The following is a 15,301-nucleotide window of genomic DNA, read 5'->3' as shown; positions in this document are numbered from 1 at the left end:
TAGCTACCTGACGACGCCCCGGGCGCGGTCCAACCGCCCGCCGAGGCCCCACTGGGCCACCTTGACCATCGCTTCGCGGATGTTCGAGCCGCTCATCTTCGACACCCCGAGTTCGCGCTCGCTGAACGTGATGGGTACTTCGGTGACGGTGAAACCGCTGTTGATCGTGCGCCAGGTCAGATCGATCTGGAAGCAGTAGCCCTTGGAATCGACCGCGGACAGGTCGATCTTCTCCAGCACCTCACGCCGGTAGGCGCGGTAGCCCGCGGTGATGTCGTGAATCCCGACCCCTAGCAGCACCCGGGAGTAGGTGTTGGCGGTCTTGGACAGCACCAGGCGCCGATAGGGCCAGTTGCGCACCGTCCCGCCCGGTACGTAGCGCGACCCGATCGCCAGGTCCGCGCCGTTGTCGATCGCGTCGAGCAGCCGGTAGAGCTGCTCAGGCGCGTGGCTACCGTCGGCGTCCATCTCCACCAGCACGTTGTACTGGCGGCTCAGGCCCCAGGCGAACCCAGCGAGGTACGCCGCGCCGAGGCCGTCCTTGGCATTGCGGTGCATCACGTGAACCCGGTCGGTGTCGGCCAGCGCGAGCTCGTCGGCGAGCTCGCCCGTGCCGTCGGGGCTGCCGTCGTCGACGATCAGCACGTGTACCTCAGGACAGGCCTTGTGCACCCGGCCCACGATCAGCGGCAGGTTCTCCAGCTCGTTGAACGTCGGAATGATCACCAGGGTGCGCTGGCTGGGCCGCACGGCGCCCGTGTTTCCCCGGTCGGTCATGACTCTCCTTTGTCGTGCTGTCCGGCCAGGGCGGCGGTTGAATCGCCCTGCTCCGGCGTGTTCTCGCCGTCGTCGTCGCCCCCGGACATGCTGCCTGCGTCCGGTTCCCGCCGCCTCCGGCGCAACGGACGCATGAACCAACCATTGTGCAGCATGGCCCCGATGACGACCGAAATGGCAGCTCCGACCAGCACCCATTGCACCAGCGGCCCCCATCGCGTGGCCGGGGTTTGGCTGGTCTTGAGCCGCATCGTCAGGTCCAGATACCCGGGAGTGAAGAACTCTGTGCGGGCGATCTCCGCGCCGTCCGGGGCGATCACCGCACTGATCCCGACCGTGCCGGCCACCACCACGTAGCGGTCGTGCTCCACGGCGCGGGCGCGGGCGAACGCCAGCAGCTGTTCGCTCATGTTCTGGTCGAACGTGGCGTTGTTGGTCGGGACGGCCAGCAGCTGCGCGCCGTTGCGCACCGACTCCCGCAGCGCACGGTCGAAGATGACCTCCCAGCAGGTGGCGACGCCGACCGGCACACCCGCGGCGTGCACGACACCTGAGCCGTTGCCGGGGACGAAGTAGCCGGCCCGGTCGGCGAAAGACGACAGATGCCGGAAGAAACCCCGCCACGGCAGATATTCGCCGAACGGCTGGATGATCTGTTTGTCGTGGCGCTCCCCCGGCCCGGTGACCGGATCCCAGACGACGACGGTGTTCGAGGCGTACGGGTTCTGCGGGGTCCAGTCCGGGCGCGCGACGACCGCACCGACCAGGATCGGCGCGCCGATCGCCTGCGCGGCAACGCTGATCTGCTGGGCTGCGTCGGCATTGGTCATCGGATCGATGTCCGAGGAGTTCTCCGGCCAGATCACGAACTGCGGCTGGGGTGCCCGGCCCGCGCGCACGTCGTCGGCCAGCTGCACGGTCTGCCGGACATGGTTGTCCAGCACCGCGCGGCGCTGACTGTTGAAGTCCAGCCCCAGCCGCGGCACGTTGCCCTGGACGGCGGCCACCGTGACCGTCGGCTCGTTGCCCGCACCACCGGCGGCGCGGCGCACCTGCGGGGCCGCCACCGCGGTGATGAGCAACACCGCGGTGATGCACAGCCCGGGCAGCAGCACCCCGGGCAGCGACACGTGCCCGGCCGTTTTGGCCGCGGCGCTCTGCTGCCACCAGCGTGCGATCTCGAGCACCAGCGCCGCCAGGGCCGTGCCCATCAGCACGATCCCGAACGACAACAACGGCACCCCGCCGAGCTGAACCAGCGCCAGGAACGGTCCGTTCGTCTGTCCGAAACCGACTACGCCCCAAGGGAACCCGCCGAACGGCACAGTTGACTTCAACCATTCCTGGGCTGACCACACCAGCGCGAACCACAACGGCCAGCCGGGAACGCGGCGTACCGCGACCGCCAGCCAGCCGAACAGCGCCGGGAAGAGCGCTTCCATGGCGGACAGCGCCAGCCACGGCACCGGGCCGACCAGCCCGCTGATCCACGGGATCAGCGGAATGTAGAACGCCAGCCCGAACAGGAACCCGTAGCCGAGGCCACCGGCGGGCGTCGTCCTGGGGTGGGTCAGCACCCAACTCAACAGTCCGAAGCTCAGCACCGCCGACCACCACCAGCTGATCGGCGGGAAGCTGATGCACAACAGCAGCCCGGCGGTCGCCGTAACGAGGAGCCGGAACATCCGCGGGGGCAGCGCGGTGCGGACCCAGTTCAGCAGACGGCTAGCCATGTAGCACGACACCCCGGTGCACGGTGTGGCGGCAGCGCGGCAGCGGATCGCCGGGCGCCAACCGCGGAAGCGCGGGTACCCGCGAGCGCGGGTCTGTGGACCAGCGCTGCACACCGTCGGCCGGAGCGGCCACGTCCAGGTCCCCGTCGCCGAGCTCCCACACCGCGTACGACGCAGGCGCGCCCGGGACCAGGGTTCCGCTGACCCCGTCACGCACCCCGCCGGCCCGCCACGCGCCGCGGGTCGCGGCGGCAAACGCCGCACGCACCGAGATCGAGCTGCCTTCGGTCTGGTGATGGCTGGCCGCGCGCACCGTCGACCAGGGATCGATGCTGGTCACCGGGGCATCTGAACCGAACGCCAGGGGCACGCCTGCCGATGCTAGTAGCGACAGCGGGTTCAGCGCGGCTGCTCTGCCCAGACCGAGACGACGGGCGTACATTCCGTCGGCACCACCCCACAGTGCGTCGAAATTGGGCTGCATGCTGGCCGTCACCCCGCACTGGCCCAGGGTGGCCGCCTGTTCGTCGTTCACCATCTCCAGGTGCTCGAGCCGGTGCCCACAGCGGGCAACGGCGGGCGCGCCGAACCGGTCGACGAGCCGGGTCAGCGCGTCGACGACCACGGTCACCGCCGCGTCGCCGATGACGTGGAATCCCGCCGTCACGCCCGCCTCGGTGCAGGCGAACAGATGATCGGCGATGGCCCCGGGTTCGAGGTAGCAGTTGCCGGTGCTGTCCGGGGCGTCGGCGTACGGGCGGCACAGCCAGGCGGTGTGCGAGCCCAGCGCGCCGTCGACGAACAGATCACCGGCCAGCCCCTGCGCGCCGGTCGTGTCGATGAGGGCGGTCGCCTGCGCGGCGCTGGATACCGCCTCACCCCAGTAGCCCACCACCTCGACACCGTGCTCGGTCGCGCGCAGCTCCTGCCAGTCGTCGGCTCCGCCGATCTGCGGTCCGGCGCACTCGTGGACGGCGACGATGCCCGCGGCGGCCACCGCGTCGAGCGCGGCACGCCGGGCATCGGCACGCTGACGGACGGTCAGCAGGCGGCGGGCCTCGGATCGGACCAGGTGATGAGCATCGGCCGACAGCGGCCGCTGTGGGTGATATCCGGCGACGGCGGGCAGTCCGGCCACCAGCTCGCGTAAACCGGTCGAGGCCACGGCCGAGTGCACGTCGACGCGGGCCAGGTAGGCCGGCACGGTGCCGACGACGGCGTCGAGCTCGTCGGTGCCGGGTGCCTCGTCCCGCGCCCAGGCGGTGTCGTCCCAGCCGTGCGCCCAGATGGGCTGGCCCGGATGGGCGGCGACATGGTCGGCGACCAGACGCAGGCAGTGCTGTTTGGACGTCGCGCCGGTCAGGTCCAGCCCCGTCATCAGCAGACCGGTCGACGTGACATGGATGTGGCTGTCGACGAAGGCGGGTGTCACGAACGCGCCGTCGAGGTCGATCGTCTGTGCGTCCGCGAACTGGGAGCGGCCGACCTCGTCGCTGCCCAGCCACGCGACGACACCGTCGCGCACCGCCATCGCGGTGGCATCCGGGTGCGTCGGGCTGTGGATGCGCCCGCCCAACAGCAGTGTGGTCACGGTCAGACAGTCTCCCCCGCAGCCGCGGGACAGACGCAACGGGTCAGTACCGGCGGACGATGTTGGCGTCGTGGACCGGTCCGGGAACCTGGTCCTCGACGATCTCGCCGTCGATGTACTCGCCGCGGCCGGAGTACCCGGGCACTGTCACGTTGATGACGCTGACCCGCCGGGCTATGCCGCGGGTGAGCACCATGCCGGCCAGCGGGCGCACCACGCTGCGGGTCGGCGGCAGCAGCATCAGCGCGCCGACGGCGGTGGACACGATGCCGGGAATGAACATCAGGACGGTGCCGAGTGCGACGAGCATGCTGTCGGCGACCGCGCCCTGCGGGTCGGTGCGGGTGCGCTGAAGTTTGAGGATCTGCTTCTTGACCTGCGAGCCGGCCAGCGCGACGCCGACCACCGAGGTCGCCAGCAGGATCAGTAGCGTCCAGCCGATGCCCACCGACCAGGTCAGCGCGGCCAGCACCGCCAGCTCGACCACGGCGTAGAGGAAGAACGTCCGCATCACCATGTACTGGCAACGACTCGCGCACCGGCCGGGTTCCGGTAGCCGCTGATAGCAGCCTGAGAGTTCGGTTACGCGGTGATCTCGAGCGCGACATGCACCTTGTCGATGCCGCCGCGAACCACGCTGTGCAGATAGAACCACCACGAGTGCTGCCAGTAACGGCGCAGCACCTTGTTGTAGACGTCGCGGGTTTCCGAATCCGGCAGCACCCGTGCGGTGGCCTCCACCGCCGGGCCCTTCGGCTTCCCGAGCACGTGGCATTCGGCGATGGTGACCCGCGGGGTGTTGCGGATCCGCTTCACCTTCCACGACACCCGATCGGTGATCACCACTAGACGGTCACCGTCGGGGACACCCCAGATGGCCGTCGGCTTGGGGGTGCCGTCCTTGGTGAACGTGGTCAGCAGCAGATATTTCGCCTGGGCAACGTCGTGAAAGGTGGGCGCCATGGGTCAGGCGGCCCGCAGTTCCAGGCCGACGTTGCGCTTGGTGCCGCCCCGCAGCTTCGAGAAGAAGTTGAACACCTTGCCGAGCAGCCCGTAGCGGTTGCCGATCGCGTCGTACACGCGCTCGATCTGCTGGGAGTCGTCGAGGATGCTCGCGACCGCTTCCACCGGTTCGCCCTTGACGTTGCCGCTGCGGTCGCAGACGGCCAGGGTCACCCGCGGGGTGTTCCGAATCCGCTTGACCTTCCAGGAGTCCTTGCCGGTGATCACCAGGGCACGGTCGCCGTCGGGCGCGATCCAGATCGGTGTCGGCTTGGGCCTGCCGTCCTTGGTGAAGGTGGTCAGCGAGACGTACTGGGACTTGATCACTTCGCCGAAGCTGGGAGCCATTCGACCAATCTAGCGCCCTCGTAGCGACCGGCTGGTTACCGTGCTTCCAAATCGCCTTCGGTCTCCAAGAGCACCTGGCGCAGCCCGTCGAGCGTCGCCGGATCCGGGTTCTCCCACATGCCGCGCCCGACCGCTTCGAGCAGCCGCTCCGACATCCCGTGCAGCGCCCAGGGATTGGACTCGTTCATGAACTTGCGGTTCTCCGGGTCCAGCACGTAGGACTCGGTGAGCTGCTCGTACATCCAGTCGGCCATCACACCCGCTGTCGCGTCATACCCGAACAGGTAGTCGACGGTCGCGGCCATCTCGAACGCGCCCTTGTAGCCATGCCTGCGCATCGCGGCCATCCAGCGCGGGTTGACCACCCGCGCCCGGAACACCCGGGTGGTCTCCTCCGAGAGCGTGCGGGTGCGCACCGCGTCCGGGCGGGTGTTGTCGCCGATGTAGGCGGCCGGGGCCGTACCGGTCAGTGCCCGCACCGTCGCCACCATGCCGCCGTGGTACTGGAAGTAGTCGTCGGAGTCGGCGATGTCGTGCTCGCGCGAGTCGGTGTTCTTGGCGGCCACCACGATTCGCCGGTACTGGGCGGACATGTCGTCGGCTGCCGGTCTGCCGTCGAGTTCACGGCCGTAGGCGAACCCGCCCCACGCGGTGTACACCTGCGCCAGGTCCGCGTCGTCGCGCCAGTTGCGGCTGTCGATGAGCTGCAGCAAACCGGCGCCATAGGTGCCCGGCTTGGAACCGAAAATGCGTGTGGTGGCCCGTCTTTCGTCACCGTGCTCGGCGAGGTCGACCTGGGCGTGCGCCCGGACGAAGTTCTGCTCGGCCGGTTCGTCGAGGCCGGCCACCAGCCGCACCGCATCGTCGAGCATCGTCACGACGTGCGGGAAGGCATCGCGGAAAAAGCCGGAGATCCGGACGGTCACGTCGATCCGCGGACGGCCCAGTTCGGGCAGCGAGATGGCCTCCAAGTCGACCACGCGCCGGGATGCGTCGTCCCACACCGGCCGGACGCCAAGCAGCGCAAGAACTTCGGCGATGTCGTCGCCCGAGGTTCGCATCGCCGAGGTGCCCCACACCGACAGACCGACCGACGCGGGCCACTCACCATGATCGGTGCGGTAGCGCTCGAGCAACGAATCCGCCATCGCGACACCGGTTTCCCATGCCAGCCTCGACGGGACGGCCTTGGGGTCGACCGAGTAGAAGTTGCGGCCGGTGGGCAGCACGTTGACCAGGCCGCGCAACGGCGACCCCGATGGGCCTGCCGGGATGAACCGGCCGTCCAGCGCCCGCAGCACCTGCGTGATCTCCTCGGCGGTCCCGGCAAGCCGCGGCACCACCTCGGTCGCCGCGAACCGCAGGATCGCCGCGACGCCCTCATCGTCGGTCAGCTCCGCGACGCGGCCGGCGTCCCAGCCGGTGGCCTGCAGACCGGCCAGCAGCGCGCGGGCCTGCTTCTCGGCCTCGTCGACCTCGGTCCGCTCGGCGCTGCCGTCTTCGGCCAGCCCGAGCGCCTGACGCAGGCCCGGGAGGTGCTGTTCACCGCCGAACAGTTGCCGGGCACGCAGGATGGCCAGCACCAGATCCAGCTGCGCCTCGTCGGCAGGCGCGGCGCCGAGGATGTGCAGCCCGTCGCGGATCTGGACGTCCTTGATCTCGCAGAGCCAGCCGTCGACATGCAGCAGCATGTCGTCGAAGGAATCGTCCTCGGGCCGTTCTGCCAGTCCCAGATCGTGATCCATCTTGGCCGCGCGCATCAGCGTCCAGATCTGCTGGCGGATGGCCGGCAGCTTGCCCGGGTCGAGAGCGGCGATGTTGGCGTGCTCGTCGAGCAGTTGTTCCAGGCGGGCGATGTCGCCGTAGCTTTCGGCCCGCGCCATCGGCGGGATCAAGTGGTCGACCAGGGTGGCATGCGCCCGGCGCTTGGCCTGAGTGCCCTCCCCCGGGTCGTTGACCAGGAACGGGTAGATCAGCGGCAGATCGCCGAGCGCCGCGTCCGGCCCGCAGGACGCCGACATGCCAACCGTCTTGCCCGGCAGCCATTCCAGGTTGCCGTGCTTACCGAGGTGCACGGCAGCGTGCGCACCGAAACCGTGCCGCACCCACTGATAGGTGGCCAGGTAATGGTGGCTGGGCGGCAGGTCGGGATCGTGATAGATCGCGACAGGGTTCTCCCCGAATCCGCGCGGCGGTTGCACCAGGATCAGGATGTTGCCGGATTGGATTGCCGCAACCACGATTTCGCCGTCCGGATCGCGGCTGCGGTCGACGAACAGCTCGCCGGGCGGCGGGCCCCAGTGCGCCACCATCGCGTCGGTCAGCTCGGCGGGCAAGGTGGCGAACCACGCCCGGTACTGCTCGGCCGGAATGCGAATCGGGTTGCCCGCCAGCTGACCGTCGGTCAGCCAGTCCGGGTCTTGGCCGCCGCGTTCGATCAGCGCGTGCATCAGCGCGTCGCCGTCGGATGCCTCGACGCCGGGGATGTCGCCGATCTGGTATCCCGCATCACGCAGGGCGTGCAGCAGCGCGACAGCGCTGGCCGGCGTGTCCAGACCGACGGCATTGCCGATCCGGGAATGCTTGGTCGGATACGCCGAGAACACCAGGGCCAGCCGCTTGTCGGCCGGCCCGACCCGGCGCAGGGTTGCGTAGTTGACGGCCAGGCCGGCCACCCGCGCGCACCGCTCCGGGTCCGGCACATATGAGATCAGGCCGTCTTCGTCGATCTCCTTGAACGAGAACGGGACTGTGATGATCCGGCCGTCGAATTCGGGCACCGCCACCTGGGTGGCGACATCCAGCGGGCTCAGCCCGTCGTCGTTGTTCGACCAGGTGGCTCGCGAACTGGTCAGGCACAACCCCTGCAGGATCGGGACATCAAGGGCAGCAAGATGTTTGACGTTCCAATTGTCGTCGTCGTGGCCGGCGCCCGCGGTGGCGGGACGGGCTCCCCCGGCGGCCAGCACCGTGACGACCATCGCGTCGGCAGTGCGGAGCAGATCCAGTAGTTCGGGTTCGGGCGTGCGCAGCGAGGTGCAGTACACGGGCAGCGGGCGACCACCCGCCTGCCTGATCGCCGTACACATCGCGCGGATGTAGTCGACGTTGCCCGCCAGTTGCTGGGCCCGGTAGTAGAGCACCGCGATCGTGGGACGGGTATCTGTCCCGCGATCGAGCCCACAGCCGTCGCAGCCTTCGCAGCGTGGCTCCAGGACACCCCAGGCCGGGGTGGCCGACGGCGGGTTGAAGCCGAAGCCGGTCATCAGCAGGGTGTCGGACAGGAAGGAATGTAGGTTCCGCAGGTTTTCCGTGCCGCCCTGGGCCAGGTACACATGGGTTTGCACCGCGATTCCGGCCGGCACCGTGGAGCGCTCCATCAGATCCGCGTCGGGGGCCTGTTCCCCGCTGACGACGACGGTCGGACGTCCACTGGCCACCACCGCGTCGATACCGTCCTGCCAGGCCCGGTAGCCGCCGAGAATCCGCACCACCACGACATCGGCGTCCGCGAGGAGTTCGGTGAGCTCGCCGTCGATCAGTCGCGCCGGGTTGCGCAGGAGGAAATCAGCCCCGCTGGCGCGGGCGGTGATCAGGTCGGTATCCGAGGTGGACAGCAACAACACGGTGCTAGACACCCCCCATTCGTACCGTACGGCGGCCGTCGCACCCTATTCGGATCGTGGCCAGCGCAATGGTGGACGTCGCGGCCACCCGCCGAGACCATCGAACTCATGCCCATCTCTCTTGACGTTTCGAAGCTCGGCGCCACGATCGGCGCGGTGGTTCACGGCGTTCGGCTCGGTCGCGACCTGCACCCCGGCATTGTCGACGCCATCGGATCGGCGCTGCTCGAACACAAGGTGATCTTCTTCCGCGAGCAGCACCATCTCGACGACGACGAACAGATCGCGGTGGCCCGGCTGCTCGGCGTGCCGACCATCGCCCACCCGACCGTCACCTCGCGCGGTGACACCGTGCTGGGAATCGATTCGCGCTTCGATCGTGCGAATTCCTGGCACTCCGACGTCACGTTCGTCGACCGCATCCCGAAGGCGTCGCTGCTACGCGCGGTGACGCTGCCCGCCTACGGCGGCAGCACCGTGTTCGCCAACACCGAGGCGGCTTATGACCAGCTGCCGCCCGCGCTGAAGGCGCTCGCCGAAAATCTCTGGGCCACCCACACCAATCTGTACGACTATGCGGGCGGACACCCCGAGTCCGGCGTCAGCGACCAAACCCGTTCCTACCGAGCTGAATTCGAGTCCTCCTACTACGAGACCGAGCATCCGGTGGTGCGGGTGCACCCGGAGACCGGCAAGCGGGTGCTGCTGCTCGGCCACTTCGTGAAGCGGTTCGTTGGGTTGGGCAGCAGCGAGTCCGCCAGCCTCTTCACGGTGCTGCAGAACCGGATCACCCGGCTGGAGAACACCGTCCGGTGGAGTTGGCAGCTCGGCGACATCGCCATGTGGGACAACCGTGCCACCCAGCACTACGGGGTCGCCGACTACGACGACCAGTTCCGCTTCCTGAGCCGGGTGACGCTGGCCGGTGACGTTCCGGTCGATGTGCACGGGCAGTCCAGCCGGGTGGTGGCCGGCGACGCGACGCACTACTCCGGCGTGGTATCCCCGGGTGTGGTTGCCGCAGGGCCGGTTCGGGCCGCCTGAGGGATATCGACGTACGGGCTCAGCACCACCGCGACAGCGACGACCGCGGCCACCGGGGCCAGCAGCGGCAGCCAGGGCAGGTCGACGGGCACCGTGGTGGCCAGGGCGCCGGCCGCGGCGAAGCCGGCGATCCCGGCCGCCGTCGCCCGGGTGAGGACGGCATACGTCAGCACCAGATACGCCGCCGCGCATACCCCCGACGTCGCGGCAAGCATCGGGTGCGGCTCGGTCAGCACGAGGGCGGCCATCGCCGCCAGGACGGCCGGTGTCGCCGCGGCGGGCACGTAGAGCCCGGCGAGGACGGCGATCAGCGCCACGGCGGCCGCGGCGAGCGTGCGGGTATCGGCACCGACCGACGCCGCCGCGATCATCGCCAGTCCGAACAGTGCGGCCACCAGCCGCCTGACCGTCATGACGACCGCCTGCTCCGGTCAGGCACCAGGCTCATCGCCTGGTCGAGGGTGACCTCAGCCGGCCACGGCACCACGTCGACGCCGATGACCCGCATATCGCGGTACATCGACGAACGCTGCAACGCCCACATCCGTTGCAGAAGCGGCTGGTCGTCGTCGGCGAAGGGCCAGCCTTCCAGCACGTCGACTGCCACCACCGGGTGTCCCCGTTTGCACAGGTCGATCAGCGCGAGCGCGAACTCGGTGTCGAGCAGCGTCGAGAACGCCACCACGACGGCACCCGGGGGGACCGCCGCCCGCGGCGCCAAAGTACCTGCGGTGTGCTGGTATTCGCTGCCCACGCCGAGTGCCGCGTCGAGCACCCGGTAGAACTGGCGGCGGCCGATATCGGCACCGAGCCACCGTGGGCGGCGGCCTCCGAGGCCGACGATGCCGGCCCGGTCGCCGTTGCGCAGCGCGGTCTGCACCACCTGCGTCGCGCCGCGCAACGCCCGTTCGGTGACGGCGGTGGCCGGGCCTGCGGGCTGCGCGCTCATGTCGACGACCACCACGACGTCGGCCGCCCGATCCGTCAGCCGTTCGGTGACATGCAGGCTGCCGCGACGCGCGCTGACCGCCCAGTTGACCGTGCGGAGCTGATCGCCCGGCAGGTAGGGCCGGATCTCGGCGAACTCGACGCCGGGCCCGATATGACGGGTCAGGTGGGTGCCAAGACGGTCGGGCAGCTCGGTGCGCGGAATGCCGGTCGGTTGCGGTGGCGCGACCGGAAATACGAACAGGTCGGCGGCGTCGACGGTGGCGGTGCCGGTGAGCAGTCCACCGGCCGCGTCGAGCCGGACCCGGGTGCGCAGTGGGTAACGGCCCCAGCGCCCCGCCGTGGCGGATACCGTTGCCCGCCTGCTGTCGGCGCTGACGGGCGCGATGTCCAGGCCGGTCACCGGCTGCAGCTCCAGTGTTGCGCCGGCCCTGTTCTCCGCCAGCTCGGCGCTGAGTTGTACCGGCTCGTTCTCGAAGCACCGGGTCAGCGCCGGGCGGCCGACGACCGACACCGACATCGGTCTGCGCTGCCAACCGATCGAGGCGAGCACCCCCAGCATCGGCGCCACGAAGGCGATCAGCTGCCAGCGCGACGCGATCAGCGCCACGGCCAGCCCCACCCCGAAACATGTCATCAGCGCCCGCGTCAACGGCGATGCGCGCCACTGCAATACAGCGTCGACCGTGCGGGGCCCGTCCATCATCGTCCGCTCGCCCGGGGAACCGGCAGGCGTCGCAGGAGTTGTTCGACGACGTCGGAGCCGTGCACGCTGCGGACCCACATCTCCGGTCGCAGGCTGATCCGGTGGGCGATCGCGGGGACCGCCAGCGCCTTGACGTCCTCGGGGATCACGTAGTCGCGGCCCGACACCAAGGCGCGGGCGCGGGCCAGTTGGACGAGGTCGAGTTCGGCGCGCGGACTGGCGCCGACCGCGACCTGGGGATGACTGCGGGTGGCCGTCGCCAGCGAGACCACATAGTGCAGAACGTCGTCGTGCACCGACACCTGTTCCACCAATTCCCGCATGGCCAAGAGGTTTTCGGCGTCCACCACCTGGCGCACGGTCACCTCGGCCGAGCCACGGTCCAGCCGGCGGCGCAGCATCGACGCCTCCTCGGACTCGGACAGGTACTTCAGCGCCACCTTGACCGCGAACCGGTCCAGTTGGGCCTCCGGTAGCGGGTAGGTGCCCTCGTACTCGATCGGGTTGTCGGTGGCCAGCACGATGAAAGGGGCCGGCAGCCGGTGGGTTTGGCCGTCGATGCTGACCTGTCGCTCGGCCATCGCCTCCAGCAGCGCCGCCTGCGTCTTGGGTGGTGTGCGGTTGATCTCGTCGGCCATCAGCAGATTGGTGAAGATCGGACCGGGGCGGAACTCGAAGCGGCCGGACTGCATGTCGTAGATCGTCGACCCGAGCAGGTCGGCGGGCAGCAGGTCCGGGGTGAACTGCACGCGGGTGAATCGCAGGCCGAGGGCCGCCGCGAACGACCGGGCGATCAGCGTTTTGCCCATGCCGGGCAGGTCCTCGATCAGCACGTGCCCACCGGCGAGCACGGTGGTGAGGATCAGGGTGAGGGCGGCGCGTTTTCCGACCACCGCCTGCTCGATCTCGTCGAGCACCGCTTCGCAGTACGCCGTCATCGCCGGGGCGGGCATGGTCATAGGTTTTCCATCCGTCGCAGGATCTCCTCGAGGGTGGCGTACCCGGGTCCGGGCTCACGGCTGCGCGTTCGCTCGATGTTGTTGGGATCAACCCAGGGCCACAGCTGGTCGCCGAACACGATGCGCCCGGTCGCCTGTAATGCCACCGGATCCCGCTGCCGGGTGGCGAGGACGAACTCACGGGCCAGCCTCGGCCGCAGATGCCGGTCCCAGTCTTCCCGGGTGGAATCCGCCCACTGAACCGTCGACTCGGTACGCGACCGCCAGCGCCACAGCGCCTCCGCGGGGTCGTCCGACGGCGGTTTGGGTACCGAACGGCGTTGTGCCGCATCGACAGTCAGTCGGGCCGCGATGAGGAACACTGCTACCGCGAGTCCCGCAACCGGCATGATCCACCGGCCGGCGCTCAGGACGATCGCCAGCACTTCCGCCGCCACGACCAGCAGGAGGCCACCTCCTACCAGCCGGATCACACCGAGCTCCGCAGCTCGCCGAGGACCAGGCGCAGCGCCCGCTCGGCGCTGTCACGGTGTCCCTCGTTCATCACGTGGGTGGAGAACCGGGCCTCGGCGAACAGGGTGACCAGTTCGGTGGCGCGGCCGGCGTGAATCGCGTGATGCTCGACGGCGCGGGCCAGCACCTCGGACGGGGTGTCCGACTCCTGCGGGGCTGCGCCGGGGGCATTGGCCAGTGCGTGTTCCATTGCCGCGTAACACGCGATGATGGCCTCTCGTGGTTCACGGCTGAGGTCGCCGACTTCGGCCAAACCGCGCTCGGCCGCCAGCGCGAGCGACCCGGGTCCGGGCGGCGCCGCGTCTCGGGATGTGTCGTCGGGTGGCGGTGGCACCGGCTCCCGCCGTCGGTCGCGGGCCCGGAGCACGATCGCGCCGATCAGCGTGACCAGCAGCAGGGCCGCGAAAGCGGCCAGGAGATACCAGAAGAGCGGGTCGACGGCGGCAGGTTCAGGAGGCGCCTGCGGAGGCGAGACGGCCTCGCCGGGCGGTGCGTTACCGGTGGGCGTGGCGACGGGCTGCGCGTGCGGCGGATCGCCACCCGGTTGCGGCAGGCGCAGCTGGGCGAGCAGTGCGGCCACCATCAGCCACGCCACTACCGCGGCGACGATCACCAGCACAAAGCGCCAGCTCCGCCGCACGCCCATCCCGCCACCGCCGCCCGGGACGTGCGTTCGCGCGGCTTGCTTGGCGCGCTGCGGGTCGCGCAGCTTCGCCACGAGAGCGACGATGATCACCAGCAGGCAGGCGAGTACCAGGGTCAACAATGCGAGCAGGCTGCCGGCGCCGCCGGCCGGTTGGGTCCGCGGCGACCGTGGTGCGTCCGGCAGATGCCCGCGCAACGCGAGGCCGAGCACCACAACCAGCGCGATCAGTGCGGCCACCCGGGGTGTGGCAGCCGTCGCCATGGCCCGAACATACGCCCGTACGGTGGACGGGTGAAGCGTTTGCGTGACGACGACGCCTGCCCCGGTGCCCTGCAGGTGCACCAGGCCGCGGACGGCGCGTTGGCCCGCCTTCGGCTGCCCGGGGGGATGATCGCCGCACGGCAGCTGGAAGCGCTGGCGCACACGGCCGTCGAGTTCGGCAACGGCACTCTGGAACTCACGGCGCGCGGCAATCTGCAGCTGCGCGGGATCCGGGATACGACGGCGGTCGCCGACGCGTCGGTCGCTGCCGGCCTGCTGCCCTCGCCGACCCATGAACGGGTGCGCAACATCGTCGCGTCGCCGTTGTCCGGTCGGGTGGGCGGCGTCGCCGATGTGCGGCCGTGGGTGACCGAACTGGATCTGGCAATTCAGGCCGATGCCGAGTTGGCGCACTTGCCGGGACGGTTCCTGTTCGGCCTCGATGACGGCCGCGGCGACATCTCCGGATTGGCCGCCGATGCCGGCGTCCATGTGCACGCCGACGGCGTCGCGGTGCTGCTGGCCGGTCGTGACACCGGGGTGCGGGTGGCCCCGGGTGACGCGGTGCCGGCATTGATCACGATTGCCCGGCGATTCGTCCAGATCCGCGGAACTGCCTGGCGGGTAGCCGAATTGGACGATCCGTCGCCTCTGCTGGCCGGCTTCTCGGCGACGGCGGTAGCCGGAGCGCAGTATCCGCCTGTGCTGCGCCCGCCGGTCGGCTGGATCGTGCAGGACGACGGCCTGGTGACGCTGGGCGCAGCGATCCCCCTCGGTGTTCTGCAGTCCCGCCTGGCCGAATTCGTGGCGGCGATCGACGCACCGGTCATCATCACGCCGTGGCGCTCGCTGCTGGTCTGCGACCTGGACGAAGGAGTGGCCGACACGGCGCTGCGGGTACTGGCGCCGATGGGGTTGGTGTTCGACGAGAATTCGCCGTGGCTGGATATCAGCGCCTGCGTGGGCAGCCCGGGGTGTGAGAAGTCGCGGGCCGACGTGCGCGCGGAGGCCACCCGGGTGGCGCTCGAAGAAGATGTTCACGGCCACGTTCACTATGTGGGATGCGAGCGGGCGTGCGGCAGTCCCCCGGCTGGTCAGGTGTTCGTGGCGACGACAGAGGGGTTCCGGCCCGCATCGCGGTAGGCCG

General features: G+C 69.7%; 14 protein-coding genes. 2 read left to right on the top strand and 12 right to left on the bottom strand.

The genetic code is table 11. The features are described 5' to 3' along the window. Positions 1-3: 3 nt before the first annotated feature. From G6N32_RS12880 to cobN, 7 genes are all read right to left on the bottom strand, one after another. A complete protein-coding gene (locus G6N32_RS12880) occupies positions 4-777 on the bottom strand; it encodes a polyprenol monophosphomannose synthase (protein WP_083120494.1) in 774 nt (257 codons plus the stop codon). After that, the gene (gene lnt / locus G6N32_RS12875; protein WP_115319932.1) at positions 774-2,510 is read right to left on the bottom strand and encodes an apolipoprotein N-acyltransferase; all 1,737 of its coding nucleotides are present in this window, start codon (positions 2,508-2,510) and stop codon (positions 774-776) included. The genes G6N32_RS12880 and lnt overlap by 4 nt, the downstream gene beginning before the upstream one ends. Then, the gene (locus G6N32_RS12870; protein ID WP_163789256.1) at positions 2,503-4,101 is read right to left on the bottom strand and encodes an amidohydrolase; all 1,599 of its coding nucleotides are present in this window, start codon (positions 4,099-4,101) and stop codon (positions 2,503-2,505) included. Before G6N32_RS12870 ends, lnt begins: the two co-directional genes overlap by 8 nt. 43 nt (positions 4,102-4,144) lie before the next feature. Continuing rightward, positions 4,145-4,612: an FxsA family protein gene (locus G6N32_RS12865; RefSeq protein ID WP_115321128.1), complete on the bottom strand. Its 468-nt coding sequence runs from the start codon at positions 4,610-4,612 to the stop codon at positions 4,145-4,147. 71 nt (positions 4,613-4,683) lie between these two features. After that, positions 4,684-5,064 (bottom strand): PPOX class F420-dependent oxidoreductase, encoded by a 381-nt coding sequence (locus G6N32_RS12860; RefSeq protein WP_115319931.1) that lies wholly within the window; start codon positions 5,062-5,064, stop codon positions 4,684-4,686. Between the two features lie 3 nt (positions 5,065-5,067). Continuing rightward, complete coding sequence (locus G6N32_RS12855) at positions 5,068-5,451, bottom strand: PPOX class F420-dependent oxidoreductase (RefSeq protein ID WP_115319930.1); 384 nt, start codon at positions 5,449-5,451, stop codon at positions 5,068-5,070. Between the two features lie 35 nt (positions 5,452-5,486). Further along, on the bottom strand, positions 5,487-9,089 hold the full coding sequence (gene cobN / locus G6N32_RS12850) for a cobaltochelatase subunit CobN (protein WP_115319929.1): 3,603 nt from the start codon (positions 9,087-9,089) through the stop codon (positions 5,487-5,489). 96 nt (positions 9,090-9,185) lie between these two features. Here cobN and G6N32_RS12845 point away from each other — a divergent pair, with 96 nt between their 5' ends. Continuing rightward, the gene (locus tag G6N32_RS12845) at positions 9,186-10,121 is read left to right on the top strand and encodes a TauD/TfdA dioxygenase family protein (RefSeq protein ID WP_115319928.1); all 936 of its coding nucleotides are present in this window, start codon (positions 9,186-9,188) and stop codon (positions 10,119-10,121) included. Here G6N32_RS12845 and G6N32_RS12840 read toward each other — a convergent pair. Genes G6N32_RS12840 through G6N32_RS12820 form a run of 5 tightly spaced genes read right to left on the bottom strand, consistent with a single transcriptional unit; the run spans position 10,064 to position 14,154 of the window. Then, positions 10,064-10,534, bottom strand: a complete 471-nt coding sequence (locus G6N32_RS12840; protein ID WP_174901045.1) for a hypothetical protein — start codon at positions 10,532-10,534, stop codon at positions 10,064-10,066. The two genes, G6N32_RS12845 and G6N32_RS12840, sit on opposite strands and share 58 nt — an antisense overlap. Then, complete coding sequence (locus G6N32_RS12835; protein WP_115319927.1) at positions 10,531-11,772, bottom strand: DUF58 domain-containing protein; 1,242 nt, start codon at positions 11,770-11,772, stop codon at positions 10,531-10,533. Before G6N32_RS12835 ends, G6N32_RS12840 begins: the two co-directional genes overlap by 4 nt. Then, entirely contained in the window at positions 11,772-12,734 is a 963-nt protein-coding gene (locus G6N32_RS12830) for an AAA family ATPase (RefSeq protein ID WP_115319926.1), read from the bottom strand. The genes G6N32_RS12835 and G6N32_RS12830 overlap by 1 nt, the downstream gene beginning before the upstream one ends. Beyond that, positions 12,731-13,207, bottom strand: coding sequence for a hypothetical protein (locus G6N32_RS12825; RefSeq protein ID WP_115319925.1), 477 nt, complete (start codon positions 13,205-13,207; stop codon positions 12,731-12,733). Before G6N32_RS12825 ends, G6N32_RS12830 begins: the two co-directional genes overlap by 4 nt. Next, a complete protein-coding gene (locus tag G6N32_RS12820; protein ID WP_115321127.1) occupies positions 13,204-14,154 on the bottom strand; it encodes a DUF4129 domain-containing protein in 951 nt (316 codons plus the stop codon). The genes G6N32_RS12825 and G6N32_RS12820 overlap by 4 nt, the downstream gene beginning before the upstream one ends. A 30-nt stretch (positions 14,155-14,184) precedes the next feature. Here G6N32_RS12820 and cobG point away from each other — a divergent pair, with 30 nt between their 5' ends. After that, entirely contained in the window at positions 14,185-15,297 is a 1,113-nt protein-coding gene (cobG, locus tag G6N32_RS12815) for a precorrin-3B synthase (RefSeq protein ID WP_172507286.1), read from the top strand. The last annotated feature ends 4 nt before the right edge of the window (positions 15,298-15,301 follow it).

The sequence above is a fragment of the Mycolicibacterium aichiense genome, assembly GCF_010726245.1.
GTDB lineage: Bacteria > Actinomycetota > Actinomycetes > Mycobacteriales > Mycobacteriaceae > Mycobacterium > Mycobacterium aichiense.
Note: the sequence above shows the minus strand (reverse complement) of the source record. Positions and strands in the feature narration are given on the sequence as shown.

What these genes read in the sequence shown, in the direction of transcription:
- G6N32_RS12880 (WP_083120494.1), bottom strand. Translation starts at nt 777, where the DNA reads ATGACCGACCGGGGAAACACGGGCGCCGTGCGGCCCAGCCAGCGCACC.
- lnt (WP_115319932.1), bottom strand. Translation starts at nt 2,510, where the DNA reads ATGGCTAGCCGTCTGCTGAACTGGGTCCGCACCGCGCTGCCCCCGCGG.
- G6N32_RS12865 (WP_115321128.1), bottom strand. Translation starts at nt 4,612, where the DNA reads ATGCGGACGTTCTTCCTCTACGCCGTGGTCGAGCTGGCGGTGCTGGCC.
- G6N32_RS12860 (WP_115319931.1), bottom strand. Translation starts at nt 5,064, where the DNA reads ATGGCGCCCACCTTTCACGACGTTGCCCAGGCGAAATATCTGCTGCTG.
- G6N32_RS12855 (WP_115319930.1), bottom strand. Translation starts at nt 5,451, where the DNA reads ATGGCTCCCAGCTTCGGCGAAGTGATCAAGTCCCAGTACGTCTCGCTG.
- G6N32_RS12845 (WP_115319928.1), top strand. Translation starts at nt 9,186, where the DNA reads ATGCCCATCTCTCTTGACGTTTCGAAGCTCGGCGCCACGATCGGCGCG.
- G6N32_RS12840 (WP_174901045.1), bottom strand. Translation starts at nt 10,534, where the DNA reads ATGACGGTCAGGCGGCTGGTGGCCGCACTGTTCGGACTGGCGATGATC.
- G6N32_RS12835 (WP_115319927.1), bottom strand. Translation starts at nt 11,772, where the DNA reads ATGGACGGGCCCCGCACGGTCGACGCTGTATTGCAGTGGCGCGCATCG.
- G6N32_RS12830 (WP_115319926.1), bottom strand. Translation starts at nt 12,734, where the DNA reads ATGACCATGCCCGCCCCGGCGATGACGGCGTACTGCGAAGCGGTGCTC.
- G6N32_RS12820 (WP_115321127.1), bottom strand. Translation starts at nt 14,154, where the DNA reads ATGGCGACGGCTGCCACACCCCGGGTGGCCGCACTGATCGCGCTGGTT.